Genomic DNA, 16,029 nt, shown 5'->3' with positions numbered 1-16,029 from the left:
ACTTCCCGGCACACCTTGGTTCTTCTCGTCACGCTGTTGACGCGTTCTTTAGCTTACCTAAGATGTGGCCGGGCTTTTGCGACGATCTTCACATTAGGTGCAAAAAGCGGCCCCGGGTGTGGTGCCGTGGCAGGCCAGGGCCTGATCTTTCAGCCCGCCCGGTGTCTGAGGACGAGGCCCTTTGATGCCGAAGCGGGGGCGCAGCACGGATCGTGGTGCGCAGCCCCAGGTGCGGGGCGGGTAGGGGCAGCGGGGCCGACATCACCGGCCTCTGCGCGGCGCCCGCGGCAAGGTGATCCTCGAGGCGAGCGTGTCAGGGCCGCGGCGAAGGCGGCCCGGCAGAGAGGGGCACGCGGGGCGGCGTAGGGCCTTTGGCGGCTCGACCGGGGGGAGGGGACGCGGGCTCGCGACAGCGTGCAAGGGGGACGCAGCCCCCCCGTCGGGGTGCAGGGGCGGAGCCCTGCCTTCGTCGGGGTGTGGGGTCGGAGCCCTGCACCCCGGCGGAGTGTGGAGGCGGAGTCCCGCTCTCTCCGGGGTGTGGGGGGGGGGGGGGGGGGCCCCCCCCCCCCCCCCCCCCGGGGGGGGGGGGGCGCGCCCCCCCCCCGCCCTCAGTCCTCGCTCGGCGCCGCCGGCAGCTTCGCCTGGATCAGATCCATCACCGTGGAGTCCGTCAGCGTGGTGACGTCACCGAGCTCCCGGTTCTCGGCGACATCCCGCAACAGCCGCCGCATGATCTTCCCGGACCGCGTCTTCGGCAACTCCGCCACCGGCAGCACCCGCTTCGGCTTGGCGATCGGCCCGAGCGTGGTGCCCACGTGATTGCGCAGCTCCGCCACCAGTCCTTCATCCTCGGCGGAGGCCGACCCGCGCAGGATCACGAACGCCACGATCGCCTGCCCGGTCGTCTCGTCGGCCGCGCCGACGACCGCCGCCTCGGCGACCGAAGGATGCGAGACGAGCGCCGACTCGACCTCGGTCGTCGAAATGTTGTGCCCGGAGACCAGCATCACGTCATCCACGCGCCCGAGGAGCCAGATGTCCCCGTCCTCGTCCTTCTTGGCGCCGTCCCCGGCGAAGTACTTCCCCTCGAACCGCGACCAGTACGTGTCGATGAACCGCTGGTCGTCCCCCCAAATGGTCCGCAGCATCGAGGGCCACGGCTCGGTGAGCACCAGATACCCGCCACCGCCATTCGGCACTTCCCGAGCCTCGTCGTCGACGACCGTCGCCGCGATACCCGGCAGCGGCCGCTGCGCCGACCCCGGCTTCGTCTCGGTGACCCCCGGCAGCGGCGAGATCATCATCGCTCCGGTCTCGGTCTGCCACCAGGTGTCCACGATCGGCGTACGGTCACCGCCGATGTGCTTCCGGTACCAGACCCACGCCTCGGGGTTGATCGGCTCACCGACCGACCCGAGCAGCCGCAGCGACGACAGATCGAACTTCGCGGGGATGTCGTCGCCCCACTTCATGAACGTACGGATCGCCGTGGGCGCCGTGTACAGGATCGTCACCCCGTACTTCTGCACGATCTCCCAGAACCGCCCCTGGTGCGGCGTGTCCGGCGTGCCCTCGTACATCACCTGCGTCGCACCGTTCGAAAGCGGTCCGTACGTGATGTACGAGTGCCCGGTGACCCAGCCGATGTCGGCCGTGCACCAGTACACGTCGGTCTCCGGCTTGAGGTCGAAGACGGCGTGGTGGGTGTACGACGCCTGCGTGAGGTAGCCGCCCGAGGTGTGCAGGATGCCCTTCGGCTTCCCCGTCGTCCCGGACGTGTAGAGGATGAACAGCGGCTGCTCGGCGTCGAACGCCTCCGGCGTGTGCTCGGCGGACTGCCGCTCGACGATCTCGTGCCACCACACGTCGCGGCCCTCGGTCCAGGCCACCTCCTGCCCCGTACGTCGTACGACGAGGACGTGCTCGACCTGATCCACCCGGTCGATCGCGTCGTCGACGGCCGGCTTGAGTGCGGACGGCTTGCCGCGCCGGTAACCGCCGTCGGAGGTGATGACCAGCTTGGCGTCGGCGTCCTGGATGCGTGTGGCGATCGCGTCCGCGGAGAACCCGCCGAAGACGACCGAGTGCGCGGCGCCGATACGGGCACAGGCCAGCATCGCGACGACGGCCTCGGGAATCATCGGCAGATAGACCGCGACCCGGTCGCCCTTCCCAACCCCCAGCTCGGTCAGGGCGTTGGCGGCTTTCGACACCTCGTCCTTGAGCTCGGCGTAGGTGATGGCCCGGCCGTCGCCCGGCTCGCCCTCGAAGTGGATGGCGACCCGGTCACCGTTCCCGGCCTCGACGTGGCGGTCCACGCAGTTGTACGCGACGTTCAGCTTCCCGTCGGCGAACCACTTCGCGAACGGCGGGTTCGACCAGTCCAGCGTCTCGGTCGGCTCGGTGGCCCAGGTCAGCCGGCGGGCCTGCTCGGCCCAGAAGCCGAGCCTGTCAGCCTTGGCCTGCTCATACGCCTCCGCGGTGACGTTGGCGTTCGCGGCCAGGTCGGCGGGCGGCGCGAACCTGCGCTCTTCCTTCAGCAGGTTGGCCAGGCTTTCGTTGCTCACGACATCTCCCTTTCCCAGGGTGTCCGTTGTGTCCCAGGCCACAGCTCATCAGACCGGGGGGCCCGGTGACAAGGGCCGACCCGAAATTGGTTTAGACCTATTGATGTGCGGTGGCACCCCTCAGGGGCACGTACCGTCCGGCCGTCGGGTTCACTCGGCGCCCTGCGACCCCCATGCGAGTCTCAACCCCAGCCGGGAAGGGACGAAAAGACGGAAACCCCGTCATCCGCAGAACGGCCATCCGCTCGTGCGCGGGTGACCGATCCATGGTGCGCGACCCCGCCGACCGGGGCCGCGCACCACGCCCGGGTCACGCGGGACGGCGCAGATCCTCCGCCGCTCCCACGTGATCGAACAGCTCGCCCCCGGCGCCGTCGGTCAGCAGATACGCCTGAGCCTCTCCGACGTGGAAGTACATTCCGTGCAGTTCGAGCACGCCCTCCCGCAGGGCCCGCGCCACGGACTCATGCGCCCGCAGATGCTCCAACTGCTGCACCACGTTGGTCAGACAGAGCTGTTCCACCGAGTCGGCCGGCGCCCGCCCGGCAAGCCGCGCCCACGGCCGGTCCTTGGCGGCCATGCGCTCCAGGCTAGGCACCCCGTGCCGCAGCCACCGCTTGAGCGGCGTGAGCGCCCCACCGGGTTCCGAGGTCATCAAGGCCTGCATCGCCCCGCACCCGGAGTGTCCGCACACCGTGATGGACCGCACCTTCAGCACGTCCACCGCGTACTCGATCGCCGCGGCCACCGAGTCGTCCCCGCTCTCCTCCCCGGGCAACGGCACGAGGTTGCCCACATTCCGTACGACGAAGAGGTCACCTGGACCACTGGAGGTGATCATCGACGTGACGAGCCGTGAGTCGGCACAGGTCAGGAACAGCTGGGACGGCCGCTGCCCCTCCCTCGCCAGTCGCGCGAGCTCACCCCGCACCAGGGGCGCCGTATTGCGCTGGAACGCGCTGATGCCACGCGCCAGTTGGTGCCCGCTCTGCCCATCGGACCCGCCCGGATGGCCGCCGGGAGGTGCGGGCTGGGTGCCTGGGGAGGTCTCGCATTGGTGGTTGCGCCAGGGCGTCCAGGGTCGGCAGCGGCAGTGGGCGGAACTCGCGGGCTCGGCGATCCGGGTTCCGGCCCGCCCGGTGAGCTCGACCGCGCCGCCTCCCGCGAAGTGCGCGCTCTGCCAGTCCTGCAGTGACTCGTACGCCGCGTGGTCCATGAACGATCCGTCCAACTCCAAGACGGCGTCGGCCCCGTGGGGTACCAGATGCAGAGCACGGCTGAGTCGTGGCACCGCGAGGAACGTCAACTGCCCTCGTACGCGTACGTAATGGACTCCCTCCTTCTCCTCGTGCGTGATATGGGTGCGGGCGAGGCGGTGCATGGCGACGCCGACGGCCACGGAGACCCCCAGCGCCACGCCCTCGAGAACTCCGAGGAACACGACACCGAGTGTGGTGACGGCATACACCAGCACCTCGCGGTGGCGGGTGACCGTGCGGATGTGGTGCAAGGACACCATCTGGATGCCGACGGCCATCACCAGGGCGGCGAGCGATGCGAGGGGGATCAGCTCCAGGATCGGGACCATCAGCAGCGCGGCAACTACTACGAAAACGCCGTGCAACATCGTGGAGTTCCGGCTCACGGCACCGGCCTGCACATTCGCGGAACTTCGGACGGCGACCCCGGCGACCGGCAGTCCGCCGAGCGCCCCGGAGACGATGTTGGCGGCGCCCTGCCCGAGCAGTTCCCGGTCGAGATCGGAGCGGCTCACCCGGGAGTGCAGCTCGGGCCTCCCGGCCACCATCTTGTCCACCGCGACGGCGCCGAGCAGCGACTGCACGCTGCACACCAGCGTCACGGTGAGGACGGCGGCGGCGACACCGAGCACTGGACCTTCGGGCACCCCCGCCAGCGCATGGCTGCTCCAGGACGGCAGGTCGACCTTGGGCAGGGTCAGCCCGGTGAGCGAGGCGGTGGCGGTGGCTCCGGCGACGGCGATGAGCGCGGCCGGGGCTTTGCGCAGCATGTGCCCGACCCGCCCGGGAATCCGCGGCCAGGCGAGCAGGAGCGCCAGCGTCAGCACGCTCATCGTCACCGCGCCGGGGTGGACGTGCACCAACTGGTTCGGCAGTGCACGCAGGTTGTCGAGGACGGAACTCTGCGGGGTGCCGCCCAGCACGATGTGCAGCTGGGCGACGGCGATGGTCACGCCGATGCCGGCGAGCATGCCGTGCACGATCGCGGGGCTGACGGCGAGTGCCGTACGGGCCACGCGCAGGCAGCCCAGGCCCAGTTGGGCGATTCCGGCGAGGACGGTGATGGCGCAGGTCGCACGCCATCCGTAGTGGTGGATGAGCTCGGCGGTGACGACGGTGAGCCCGGCGGCGGGCCCGCTCACCTGGAGCGAGGAGCCGCCGAGCCGTCCGGCGACGAGTCCGCCCACGGCGGCGGCCACCAGGCCGGCCTGGAGCGGCGCGCCGGTGGCCAGGGCAATACCGAGCGACAGGGGCAGGGCGATCAGAAAGACCGCCATCGAGGCCGACAGATCGGCACCCGCGATACGGATTCGGCGGGGCGGCGTCGGCGGGGGGCTGTGGGGCTGATGGATGCGCTTGGGCCGAGTCGAGTCGGCGGCGCGGGTGGGGACGCAGGCGGGCATGGTTCCCGTCTCCTCCGGGGCAGCGCGGTCGCGGAACAGGTGGTCCCCCGTCCAGGACGGCGGGGGGCGGATCGCGGCCGTGGGTCACGGCGTGCAGCGGCGGGATTTTCAACAATCAGTAAACGGATCGTAATGCAGAGTAAAGGTATCGCGCGAAATTTCGGTTCAAATAGGGCAGTAATTCACTCTCCAGGGTGAATCTGGCAGTTTGTCGGCTTGTCATATTTATTCCTCCTTCGGTCCCGTGCGACGTTGGCCGCGCTGTCGGCAAACCACCGCATATCGGCACAGAACGCCCTAATCGGCGTTGCCCCGACCGTAGGAAGAAGGAGGGCGGAATATGGCCGCCACCCAGAGGATCGCCGCGGGCGCAGCGCTCGCTGCGGCCTGCGCCACGGCGCTCGCCGGTTGCTCGAGCGATACGACCGGTTCCAAGGAAGGCGCGCACGGCGCGAAGGAGGCGGCGGGGGCCCCCGCGCCCAAGAGCGCGGTCCGCCTGATCGGCGACGGCTCCACCGCGTACACCGGTGCGCAGCCGCATCTGCCCAGGCCCGTGCGGCTGAAGCCCGGTCAGAAGCCCCCGCAGTTCGTGGTCTTCTCGTGGGACGGCGCCGGCGAGGACAGCCAGAAGCTCTTCTCGCACTTCCGGAAGATCGCCAAGGCCAACAACGCGACGATGACGTACTTCCTGAGCGGCCTGTACCTGCTGCCGGAGGACAAGCGCGACCTGTACAGACCCCCGCAGCACTCACCCGGCAGTTCCGAGATCGGCTTCAACGACGAGCAGGGCATCAAGGACACCGTGAAGCAGCTGCGCGGCGCGTGGCTGGAGGGCAACGAGATCGGCACGCACTTCAACGGCCACTTCTGCGGCAGCGGAGGCGGGGTCGGTGAGTGGTCGGTCGCGGAGTGGAAGAGCGAGATCGCCCAGGCGAAGTCGTTCGTGAAGTCCTGGAAGACCAACACGGGCGTGAAGAAGGCGTCTCCGCTGCCCTTCGACTACGACAAGGAGCTCATCGGCGCCCGCACGCCGTGCCTGGAAGGCCAGAAGAACTTCATGAAGGCGGCACGCCAGCTGGGCTTCCGCTACGACACCAGTGGTGTCAACAACCAGGTCTGGCCCAAGAAGAAGCAGGGGTTGTGGGACCTGTCGATGCAGCTCGTACCCTTCCCCGGGCACGCCTACGAGCAGCTCACCATGGATTACAACTTCATGATCAACCAGTCGGGCACCCGGACCCAGGGTGACCCCGACAAACAGGAGTACTGGGGCGACCAGATGCGTGACGGCCTGCTCAAGGGCTTCGACCGCGCCTACGACGGCAACCGCGCGCCGCTGATCATCGGCAACCACTTCGAGTCCTGGAACGGCGGCAATTACATGCGTGCCGTCGACGAGGTCGTCGAGAGTGTCTGCACCAAGCCCGAGGTGCGCTGCGTCTCCTTCCGGCAACTGGCCGACTGGCTCGACGCCCAGGACCCGGCCACTCTCGACAGGCTGCGTGGCCTCAAGGTCGGCGAGGCCCCGAAGCAGGGCTGGGCGTCCTTCCTCTCAGGCCGCCCCGCGCCTGCCCCGAAGGGCGTCCCCGGGGCACCGGCGGTCAAGCCGTAGCGGCAGCTCCAGGCCCCCGGCTCGAGCCGCAGCGGTCCCCCGCGGGCGGGCGGCTCAAGCCGTGGCCACCAGGCCCTCACCGAGTACGAAACCGGGGTCGACCTGCGCGGCCAGGTCCGCCCCGGTCTTCGCGTTGCCCCAGCTGCTCGCGTTCTTCAAGTGGAAGTGCACCATCTGGCGCGTGTAACGCTCCCAGTCGCGCAGTTCGTACGTGGCGTCCGCTGCGGTCTGCAAGGTGCGCAGGGAGCGGCGGTTGGCGTCTTCCAGAAACTCGAACCGGGGCGGGCGGCCCTTCTCCATGGCGCGCACCCAGTCCGAGTGCCCGACGGTGACCAGGAGGTCGTCGCCGACTTCGGTGCGGAGGAAATCGATGTCGTCCCGGCCCTGCACCTTGTTGCCGACGACCTTCAGGATGACGCCGAAGTCGCGGGCGTACTCCTTGTACTGGCGATAGACGGAGACCCCCTTCCGCGTCGGCTCGGCGACGAGGAACGTGATGTCGAAGCGGGTGAACAAGCCGGACGCGAAGGAGTCGGAGCCCGCCGTCATGTCGACGACGACGTACTCGCTCCGGCCGTCGACGAGATGGTTCAGGCAGAGCTCCACTGCACCGGTCTTGGAGTGGTAGCACGCCACTCCCAAATCGGCCTCGGTGAACGGGCCGGTGACCATCAAACGGACGGCGCCACCGTCGAGTTCCACGGAACGCGCGCAGGCGTCGTACACCGGATTGTTCTCACGCACCTGCAGCAGCCGCGATCCCTCGCCGGGCGGAGTCGTCTTGATCATCGTCTCGACGGACGCGATGCGCGGGTTGGAGCCGCGCAGATAGTCCTTGATCAGGGGCAGCCGCTCACCCATCGCGGGCAGTCCGGCGGCATCCGTCTCGTCGAGGCCGAGCGCGACGCCCAGGTGCTGGTTGATGTCGGCGTCCACCGCGACGACCGGCGATCCGGTGGACGCGAGGTGGCGGACGAAGAGCGAGGACAGGGTGGTCTTGCCGCTGCCGCCCTTCCCCACGAAAGCAATTTTCATGTTCACAAAGAGTAGTGGAATGATTGCTCTGAGTTCCTGCTGTACGTGAAGAAGACCACTCCTTCGTGGGGCAGGCCGCCGGGGTGCGTAATGTCGTACTCATGAGTACGTCAGGCGCGACCGCCGATCCGCTCGCGGCCCTGGGTTCGCTTCCCGGAGTGGCCGAATCCGTGGAGTCCGTCCGCAAGGCCGTGGACCGGGTCTACGGCCACCGGATCATGCGACGCCGCGGTAACGAGATCACGTCCGAGGCGGCACTGCGCGGCGCGCGCGGTTCCGCGGCGCTGTCCGGTGCCGACTGGGCCCTCGAAGAGGTGCGCCGCCGCACCGACTTCAGTGCGGACGACGAGGCCCGGACGGTCGGCGCGGCCCTCAGGCTGACCGCCGAGGCGGGCCAACTCCTGTCCATCTGGCGGCAGTCGCCCCTTCGGGTGCTGGCCCGGCTGCATCTGGTGGCGGCCGCGGACAAGGGTGACGAGGTCGGTCGGCCGCGGCAGAACGGCGAACCGGCCGACGAGCCCCTCGTCGAGCTGCCGCTGCCGGACGCGCATGAGGTGGCCGGGCGCCTCGAAGGCCTCTCGCAGCTGATCATCACGGGCGGTTCGGCCCCCGCACTGGTGACCGCGGCCGTCGTTCACGGCGAACTGCTCGCCCTGCGCCCCTTCACCTCCCACAACGGCCTCGTCGCGCGCGCGGCCGAACGCATCGTCCTGGTCGGCAGCGGGCTCGACCCGAAGTCGATCTGCCCGGCGGAGGTCGGTCATGCCGAACTCGGCCGTGCGGCCTACGCGGCGGCCCTGGACGGTTACGCGTCCGGTACCCCGGAGGGCATGGCGGCCTGGATCGCCCACTGCGGCAAGGCGGTTGAGCTGGGCGTGAGGGAGTCGACGGCTGTCTGTGAGGCGCTTCAGCGCGGGGCGGCGTGAGGAACTCGAAAATCGCCCCGAAAATCGCCCTCCATAAGAAAATCGCCCTCCACTAGGAGGGCGAAAACTCCCTCTGGGAAGGCGAAGAACTCCCTGGACAGGGTTGCGGCGGTACGAGTTCTCGTACCGCCGCTGGCATGCTCACCGGGTTACCAAGCGTCCTCGATATGTTGCCCATCAGGTCGGGAACTGTGGCCCGTGGCCTGGTGCGGCTGGCCCGTAATCGACGGGTCGACGTCGCGTGGGTGCTCGGCGTTCATGCTCGGTCCGTGGGGCCTTGGTTGCGTTTAAAGGTGATCCTCTCGGATGTCCTTGGTCTCGCGGGCCGTTAACCCCTTTGTACTCCAGGTCCCGAGGAAGCGGAAGCCCTGACTGCACTTCTTTACTTTTAGGTTCAAACGGGTGTGAACCGGACCTGAATGTGCTGTCGGCACAAGGATGACGTGATCACATGGCGGTCGCGCGTCGCCGACTGGCGTACCAGACGAGCCCTGCCGTGGCCGCTGCCGCGCCTATGGCGGCCGCCGCGACGAGTGCCGGACGGGGCGGTACGGACAGTGAGGGCAGTCGCTGCTTCAGCCGGACCGGGCGGTGGAAGTCCAGAATCGGCCATGAGCGGGCGAGTGCCTCGCGGCGCAGCGCGCGGTCCGGATTCACCGCGTGCGGGTGGCCGACGGACTCCAGCATCGGCAGGTCCGTCGCCGAGTCGCTGTAGGCGTAGCAGCCCGTGAGGTCGTACCCCTCGGACGCGGCCAGCTCCTTGATCGCCTCGGCCTTCGTCGGCCCGTAGGCGTAGTACTCCACCTCGCCGGTGAAGCAGCCGTCCTCGCCCACGATCATGCGGGTCGCCACCACCCGGTCCGCGCCGAGCAGTTCACCGATCGGCTCGACCACTTCCGTTCCGGACGTGGACACGATCACGACGTCGCGCCCGGCGGTGTGGTGCTCCTCGATGAGGGATGCGGCCTCGTCGTAGATGATCGGGTCGATCAGGTCGTGCAGTGTCTCGGCGACGATCTCCTTGACCTGCTGGACGTTCCAGCCGCGGCACATCGCGGACAGGTACTTGCGCATCCGCTCCATCTGGTCGTGGTCGGCGCCGCCCGCCAGGAACACGAACTGGGCATATGCGGTACGCAACGCGGCCCTGCGGTTGATCAGCCCGCCTTGGTAGAACGACTTGCTGAACGTGAGCGTGCTCGACTTCGCAATGACCGTCTTGTCCAGGTCAAAGAAGGCTGCTGTGCGAGGCAAGGAGTGGTTTTCCACGAGCCCGAGCATAGGCGCCCACCATTCGGCGTAAGGTGAGGCGCGTGGGTTTGCCTGAGAGGGCTCTCGGGTACACCATGGAAGTCACGGATCGTTCGCGACCGTGCTAACCCGGTCCGACTCCTCCCCCCCCGAGTCGGCCGTGGGGACGACCCCCGCTCTCCCCCCCGGCGGGGGTCGTCGCATGTCCGGATGGGTTTTTCCCCTCTCTTTCGCGGCCTCGGGGCCCTGTTGTCACTGCTCTGGCCGTCCTCTTCGCGCACCCGAGGCCCGTCACTGTGTGTAGCCGTTGGGCTGCTCTAAGGAAGTCGTACACGAGTCACCGGTATGGGTGAAGGCGATATTCACAACCACTGAGTTGTCCACAGTTATCGACCAAGATCCACACGATTTCCGGGATCGCTGCACCGTGATTCCAGCGCGCTCCGGCGGCGGCAAGTTCCTCGCGGCGAGTTCATGGCCGGTTCCGTTTGTCGGGCGCGTTTGGCCGGTTCGTATCGGCCGTTCATATGGAGGCCGGTTGCCGGTTCTTCACACGAGCGGGAATCGCGGGTCCGCAGAGGACCCTGCGAGGCCCGCGCAAGAAGCAGCGAAGGGGGCTGGAGATCGTGGCGGGAGCCATCACACATGACCGGCCGGGCGCCGCCGAGGGGCGGCAGGGCGGACCGTTGATCGTCACGGAGGACGCCGAACTGCTGGACGACCTGCTGCGCCTGTGCGCGGCGGCGGGCGCCAGGCCGGAGGTCCACCACGGGGTGCCGGAGCGCAGGGGCAGCTGGGAGGCGGCACCTCTCGTACTGGTCGGCGACGATGCCGCCCGGCGCGTGCGCGGGGCCGCGCGCAGAAGGGGAGTGGTGCTCGTTGGGCGGGATCAGGACGATTCCGGCGTCTGGCGGCGTGCCGTCGAGATCGGTGCCGACCATGTCCTGGTGCTGCCCGATGGCGAGCAATGGCTGGTCGACCGCATCGCCGACGTGGCCGAAGGAGTCGGAAGGCCGGCCCTCACCGTCGGGGTCCTCGGCGGCCGAGGCGGCGCCGGAGCCTCCACGCTGGCCTGCGCGCTCGCCGTCACCTCCGCGCGCGAGGGGCGTCGCACCCTGCTCGTGGACGCGGATCCGCTGGGCGGCGGACTCGACGTACTCCTGGGCGGAGAGGCGGCCGAAGGTCTGCGCTGGCCGGCGTTCGCCGCCTCCCGCGGCCGGGTCGGTGGCGGCGCCCTTGAGGAGTCCCTGCCCGAGCTGCACGCGCTGCGGGTCCTGAGCTGGGATCGCGGTGACACCGTCACCATTCCCGCGCAAGCCGTACGAGCGGTGCTGGCCGCCGCCAGACGGCGCGGCGGCGCGGTGGTCGTCGACCTGCCCCGCCGTATCGACGAAGGCGTTGCCGAGGCCCTCGCCCAGCTCGACCTGGGACTCCTGGTGGTCCCCGCCGACCTGCGCTCGATCGCGGCGGCGGGCCGGGTGGCGTCCGCGGTCGGCATGGTCCTGCGCGATCTGCGGGTCGCGGTGCGCGGCCCCTACGCGCCGGGCCTGGACGACCGAGAGGTGGCGCGGCTGCTCGGACTTCCCCTGGTGGGCGAAGTGCCCGCCGAACCCTCGCCGTTGGACGGTGGCCCGCCACCCGGAGGAGCGGCGCGGGGGCCGCTCGCCCGGTTCTGCGCCGCCTTCTGGGAGCGGGTTCCGGTGGAAGGCGGGGGCGTATGAGCTGGGATGCCGCCACGGGGATGGACTACGGCGCGGGATGGGACGGACGTACGGTCCCGCGGGACGGGCATGCGGGCCCGCTGGAGGGGTGTACGGGCCTGCTCGACGGCGTACGGCAGTGGCTGGCCGAGAGCGGCTCCGAGCCGACGCCCGCGCGCGTGGCACAGGCGCTGCGCGAGCAGGGGCGCGTGCTCGGGGACGCCGAAGTCCTCGGCGCGGCCGAGCGGTTGCGCTCGGAACTGGTCGGAAGCGGCCCGTTGGAACCCCTGCTCGCCGACCCGTCGGTGACCGATGTGCTGGTGTCCGCGCCGGACCGGGTGTGGGTCGACCGGGGCGCTGGCCTGGAGCTGACAGCCGTCTCCTTCCCGGACGCGGCGGCGGTACGACGCCTCGCGCAGCGCCTCGCGGCCGTGGCCGGACGGCGGCTCGACGACGCACGTCCGTGGGTGGACGCGCGGCTTCCGGACGGCACACGTCTGCATGCGGTGCTGCCGCCGGTCGCCGTCGGCTCCACCTGCCTGTCCCTGAGGGTCGTACGGCCGCGTGCGTTCACGCTCGACGAGTTGGTGGCGGCGCGGACCGTGCCGCCCGGCGGAGACCGGGTGCTGAGAGCGCTGATGGATGCCCGGCTGTCCTTCCTGATCAGCGGAGGCACGGGCTCCGGCAAGACGACGCTGCTGAGTGCGTTGCTGGGGCTGGTCGGTGCCGGGGAGCGGATCGTGCTCGCCGAGGACTCGGCGGAGCTGCGACCGGACCACCCCCATGTGGTGCGCCTGGAGGGGCGGCCGGCCAACCAGGAGGGTGTCGGGCTCGTCGCGCTCCAGGACTTGGTCCGTCAGGCCCTGCGTATGCGACCGGACCGGCTGGTTGTCGGCGAGGTGCGCGGGCCGGAGGTGGTCTCCCTGCTGGCCGCGCTGAACACCGGCCATGAGGGCGGCTGCGGCACGGTGCATGCGAACGCGGCGGCGCAGGTGCCGGCGCGCCTGGAGGCACTGGGCACCGCGGCCGGGCTCGACCGGGCCGCCCTGCACAGCCAGTTGGCGGCGGCGTTGTCCGTGGTCCTGCATCTCGTACGCGACCGGGCCGGGCGGCGGAGGATCGCCGAGGTGCATGTGCTGGAGCGTGCCCCGTCCGGGCTGGTGGTGACGGTGCCGGCGCTGCGGTGGGGCGCGGAGGCCTTCACGTACGAGCGGGGATGGGAGCGGCTGCGGGGTCTGCTCCGGGACGGGAGTGAGGGGAGCGGGCTGTCGTGACGGAGGCCGGTGACGCGAGTGAGGGGAGTGGCCGTTGTGACGGGAGTTGGTGAGACCTCGGTGGCGGCCATGGTGTGCGCCGGGGCGGCGACCTGGTTGCTGGGCGGCTGGGATTCCGGGGCGCGCAGGGCCCGATTGCTGAGCGCGGGTGGCGGGGTGGCGGCGACCGGTCCGCCGTCGTGGGAGAGGGCGCTCGCCGGATGGCGGCGGGTGCGCGGGCCGCTGCGGGCTGAAGGGTGGTCGGTGATCGCCGCGTCGGTGGTCGCGCTACTGGGCGCGTCCGTGCTGCCGCTGCTTCTCGGGGCGGCGGGAGTGCCGCCGCTCCGGCGGGTACGGCGGGTCGCGGAGGCGCGGCGCGAGCGAGAGCGCCGGGGTGATGCGGTGATCGCCCTGTGCGGGGCCCTGGCCGGGGAGGTGCGGGCCGGGCGGCAGCCGGGCGAGGCGCTGCTCAGGGCCGCGCGCGATTCGGGCGGGCTGGGCGAGGCGCAGGCGGTGGTGCTGGCAGCGGCGAAGTTCGGCGGGGATGTGCCGGGCGCGCTCACCGATGCGGCGCGGCAGCCGGGGGCCGACGGGCTGGTGGGACTCGCCGCGTGCTGGCGCGTGGCGGTGGACCAGGGCGCGGGCCTGGCGGCGGGTCTCGACCGCCTGGAGGGGGCGCTGCGCGCGGAGCGGGACCAACGAGCGGACCTGCGCGCCCAGTTGGCGGGGTCGCGGTCGACCGCGGTGATGCTCGCGGGGCTGCCGGTCCTGGGACTCCTGCTGGGCACCGCGCTGGGCGCAGATCCGCTGCACGTGCTGCTGCACACCGGACCCGGACTGGGCTGTCTGCTGATCGGCGGGGTGCTGGAAGGCGCGGGGCTGTGGTGGGCGCTGCGGATCGTGAGGGGAGCGGAGGCGGCATGAGCGCGGAGGTTGTCCACAGGCTGGGGGCGATTGTGTGCGGGGTGCTGGCGCTCGGGTGGCTGATGCAGTGGCTCGGGGTGGCGCGGCGTGAGCGGCGGGCGCGCAAAAGGCTGGCGGAGTTGCTGGCGTCGGGGATGGCGCGTGCAGAGTGGCCGCGCTTCGAGGTCCGGGACGTGGCGCGGCGCCGGCTGCCGTTGGCGGGTGCGGTGTGCGCGGGCTGGGTGCTGGTCGGCGGTCTTGCCGGGGTTCTGGTGGGACTTGCGGCCGGGTTCGGGGTCTGGCGATGGCTCCGACGGCGGCGACTTGTGCCTGTGGAGGAGCACGACGCGGCGCTTGCCGCCCGGCAACTTCCGCTCGCTGCGGACCTGGTGGCGGCCTGCATCGCGGCCGGAGCAGGCCCTGTCGTGGCGGCCCAGGCCGTGGGTGAGGCCCTGGGCGGGCCTGTCGGGGAGCGGCTGGCACGGGGCGCGGCCGAGGTGCGGCTCGGCGGTGAACCCGCCGAGGCGTGGGGGAGGTTGGCCTCGATACCGGGTGCCCGGGCATTGGCGCGGCTGCTGGAGCGGGCGGGTGAGTCGGGGGTACCGGCGGCCGTGTCGGTCGGGCGGCTCGCCGCGGAGGCCCGCGCCGAGTGGGGGCGTACCGCGACGGCGCGGGCTCGCCGGGCGGCCGTCATGGTCACCGCGCCCGTGGGGCTGTGCTTTCTGCCCGCCTTCATCGCGATCGGCGTACTGCCCGTGGTGATCGGACTGGCCGACGGGCTGTTGGGAGGAGGTGGTGGGTGACCGGCGAAGGCGACGGCATGCGGTGAACGGCAAATGATCAACGGGGTTGAACCTTACGGGGGTTGAAATGCGCAGGACGGTACGAGGACTCGTTCGGGGACGTGCGTGGGCGCAGGCACGGATGCGCGCACTGGTGGCGCGGAGGGACGCGGGAATGGTCACCTCCGAGTACGCGGTGGGAATCATCGCGGCGGTGGCCTTCGCGGCCGTGCTCTACAAGGTGGTGACGAGCGGGCAGGTCAGTGAGGAACTGCAGGGCATCGTGGGGCGGGCGCTCAATGTCCAGATGTGAGCGCGTGGCCCGGGGTCCGGTGGCCCCTTCCGGGGGCGCATGGTGGACGCCTGGTCCTGCCGCTTCGGCCGGGCGTGAACGGCGGGCGCGCGGCCCGGCCGCTGTGTCGGGGCGCGAAAGGGCCGCCAGTGGCCCGGCCTCGTGTCGGGACCGTGGATTCGTGACCGCCGAGGCCGCCGTGGTGCTGCCCTCGCTGGTGCTCGTCGGAATGGCGCTGGTCTGGGCCCTGCTCGCCGCGTCCGCGCAGATCCAGTGCGTGGACGCGGCGAGAGCCGGAGCCCGCGCGGCGGCGCGCCAGGACCCGCCCGACATGGTCCTCGCGACGACCCGCCGCGCGGCACCGCGCGGTGCGAAGGTGACCGTGAGCCGGGAGAACGACCTGGTCCGGGTGACGGTCACCGCGAGTGCGCCGGGTCCCGACGCGCTGTCCGTGGAGCTGAGCGACGAGGCCGTTGCCCTGGCGGAGGAGACGGTGGGGGTGGTTGGCGGATGAGGGAAGGTGGTTGGGCCACGCGGACCCCTCACGCCACGCGTGCCCAGTCCTCTGTCAGAGGATCGGCGACTTCCTCGGACAGAGGGTCGGCAACGGTCTGGACCGTCGGGGCGATCGCCGCGCTGTGTGTTGTGTTCGGGGCGGTCCTGGCGATGGGGCAGGTCGTCGTGGTCCGGCACCGTGCGGCGGGGGCGGCCGACTTGGCGGCACTCGCCGCGGCGGACCACTGGATGGACGGTGGCACGGCGGCCTGCGCCCGGGCGGAACGGGTGGCACGGGCGCAGCGCGCGCGACTGGTCCGGTGCGCGGTCGAGGGCGAGCTCTCGGACGTGACGGCGGCGTCGGGCAGAGGGCCGTTCGCCGCGGAGGTCAGATCGAGGGCGGGCCCCGCTGGACCGGTCGAGCCCGGCCCGGCGGGACCTACGGGGCCGGTCTCCCCAGGCCCGGCGGGACCTACGGGGCCGGTCTCCCCAGGCCCGGCGGGACCTACGGGGCCGGTCTCCCCAGGCCCGGCCGCCGGCCCGCCCCGGCC

12 protein-coding genes and 1 pseudogene are annotated in these 16,029 nt (G+C 70.9%); 9 read left to right on the top strand and 4 right to left on the bottom strand.

Going from position 1 to position 16,029, the window contains the following annotated elements:
- Positions 1-608 precede the first annotated feature (608 nt).
- Positions 609-2,609, bottom strand: a complete 2,001-nt coding sequence (gene acs, locus ACIBK0_RS04285) for an acetate--CoA ligase (RefSeq protein WP_399075423.1) — start codon at positions 2,607-2,609, stop codon at positions 609-611.
- A gap of 268 nt (positions 2,610-2,877) precedes the next feature.
- The gene (locus ACIBK0_RS04280; protein WP_399075421.1) at positions 2,878-5,229 is read right to left on the bottom strand and encodes a SulP family inorganic anion transporter; all 2,352 of its coding nucleotides are present in this window, start codon (positions 5,227-5,229) and stop codon (positions 2,878-2,880) included.
- Between the two features lie 340 nt (positions 5,230-5,569).
- Here ACIBK0_RS04280 and ACIBK0_RS04275 point away from each other — a divergent pair, with 340 nt between their 5' ends.
- Positions 5,570-6,841 carry a hypothetical protein gene (locus ACIBK0_RS04275; protein ID WP_399075419.1) on the top strand — a complete coding sequence of 424 codons (1,272 nt, stop codon included), beginning with the start codon at positions 5,570-5,572 and terminating at the stop codon, positions 6,839-6,841.
- A gap of 54 nt (positions 6,842-6,895) precedes the next feature.
- Here ACIBK0_RS04275 and ACIBK0_RS04270 read toward each other — a convergent pair whose 3' ends face one another.
- Entirely contained in the window at positions 6,896-7,876 is a 981-nt protein-coding gene (locus tag ACIBK0_RS04270; RefSeq protein WP_399075417.1) for an ATP-binding protein, read from the bottom strand.
- A 101-nt stretch (positions 7,877-7,977) separates the two neighbouring features.
- Between ACIBK0_RS04270 and ACIBK0_RS04265 the strand changes: the two genes are divergently transcribed.
- Positions 7,978-8,802 (top strand): oxidoreductase, encoded by an 825-nt coding sequence (locus tag ACIBK0_RS04265; protein ID WP_399075415.1) that lies wholly within the window; start codon positions 7,978-7,980, stop codon positions 8,800-8,802.
- Positions 8,803-9,249: 447 nt separating this feature from the next.
- Here ACIBK0_RS04265 and ACIBK0_RS04260 read toward each other — a convergent pair whose 3' ends face one another.
- Positions 9,250-10,083: an HAD family hydrolase gene (locus ACIBK0_RS04260; RefSeq protein WP_399075412.1), complete on the bottom strand. Its 834-nt coding sequence runs from the start codon at positions 10,081-10,083 to the stop codon at positions 9,250-9,252.
- Positions 10,084-10,679: 596 nt separating this feature from the next.
- On the opposite strand from ACIBK0_RS04260, the gene ssd reads away from it, so the two are divergent.
- From ssd to ACIBK0_RS04225, 7 genes and pseudogenes are all read left to right on the top strand, one after another.
- The gene (ssd, locus tag ACIBK0_RS04255; RefSeq protein WP_399075410.1) at positions 10,680-11,774 is read left to right on the top strand and encodes a septum site-determining protein Ssd; all 1,095 of its coding nucleotides are present in this window, start codon (positions 10,680-10,682) and stop codon (positions 11,772-11,774) included.
- A complete protein-coding gene (locus ACIBK0_RS04250) occupies positions 11,771-13,027 on the top strand; it encodes a TadA family conjugal transfer-associated ATPase (RefSeq protein ID WP_399075408.1) in 1,257 nt (418 codons plus the stop codon). The genes ssd and ACIBK0_RS04250 overlap by 4 nt, the downstream gene beginning before the upstream one ends.
- A 69-nt stretch (positions 13,028-13,096) precedes the next feature.
- Complete coding sequence (locus ACIBK0_RS04245) at positions 13,097-13,930, top strand: type II secretion system F family protein (RefSeq protein WP_399076039.1); 834 nt, start codon at positions 13,097-13,099, stop codon at positions 13,928-13,930.
- A complete protein-coding gene (locus ACIBK0_RS04240; RefSeq protein WP_399075406.1) occupies positions 13,927-14,712 on the top strand; it encodes a type II secretion system F family protein in 786 nt (261 codons plus the stop codon). The genes ACIBK0_RS04245 and ACIBK0_RS04240 overlap by 4 nt, the downstream gene beginning before the upstream one ends.
- Positions 14,713-14,779: 67 nt before the next feature.
- Positions 14,780-15,004, top strand: coding sequence for a DUF4244 domain-containing protein (locus ACIBK0_RS04235; RefSeq protein WP_399075404.1), 225 nt, complete (start codon positions 14,780-14,782; stop codon positions 15,002-15,004).
- Positions 15,005-15,107: 103 nt separating this feature from the next.
- Positions 15,108-15,497, top strand: a complete 390-nt coding sequence (locus ACIBK0_RS04230) for a TadE family type IV pilus minor pilin (RefSeq protein WP_399075402.1) — start codon at positions 15,108-15,110, stop codon at positions 15,495-15,497.
- Between the two features lie 71 nt (positions 15,498-15,568).
- Positions 15,569-15,919 (top strand): annotated as a pseudogene (locus ACIBK0_RS04225) (Rv3654c family TadE-like protein); the annotation flags it as partial.
- Positions 15,920-16,029 lie beyond the last annotated feature (110 nt).

The organism is Streptomyces sp. NPDC050564 (assembly GCF_044457265.1).
Taxonomy (GTDB): domain Bacteria; phylum Actinomycetota; class Actinomycetes; order Streptomycetales; family Streptomycetaceae; genus Streptomyces.
Note: the sequence above shows the minus strand (reverse complement) of the source record. Positions and strands in the feature narration are given on the sequence as shown.

Excerpts from the sequence above, each read along its gene's own strand:
- ACIBK0_RS04250 (WP_399075408.1), top strand. The coding sequence starts at position 11,771 with ATGAGCTGGGATGCCGCCACGGGGATGGACTACGGCGCGGGATGGGAC.
- ACIBK0_RS04275 (WP_399075419.1), top strand. The coding sequence starts at position 5,570 with ATGGCCGCCACCCAGAGGATCGCCGCGGGCGCAGCGCTCGCTGCGGCC.
- ACIBK0_RS04260 (WP_399075412.1), bottom strand. The coding sequence starts at position 10,083 with ATGCTCGGGCTCGTGGAAAACCACTCCTTGCCTCGCACAGCAGCCTTC.
- ACIBK0_RS04240 (WP_399075406.1), top strand. The coding sequence starts at position 13,927 with ATGAGCGCGGAGGTTGTCCACAGGCTGGGGGCGATTGTGTGCGGGGTG.
- ACIBK0_RS04280 (WP_399075421.1), bottom strand. The coding sequence starts at position 5,229 with ATGCCCGCCTGCGTCCCCACCCGCGCCGCCGACTCGACTCGGCCCAAG.
- ACIBK0_RS04270 (WP_399075417.1), bottom strand. The coding sequence starts at position 7,876 with ATGAAAATTGCTTTCGTGGGGAAGGGCGGCAGCGGCAAGACCACCCTG.
- ACIBK0_RS04245 (WP_399076039.1), top strand. The coding sequence starts at position 13,097 with ATGGTGTGCGCCGGGGCGGCGACCTGGTTGCTGGGCGGCTGGGATTCC.
- ACIBK0_RS04235 (WP_399075404.1), top strand. The coding sequence starts at position 14,780 with ATGCGCAGGACGGTACGAGGACTCGTTCGGGGACGTGCGTGGGCGCAG.
- ACIBK0_RS04265 (WP_399075415.1), top strand. The coding sequence starts at position 7,978 with ATGAGTACGTCAGGCGCGACCGCCGATCCGCTCGCGGCCCTGGGTTCG.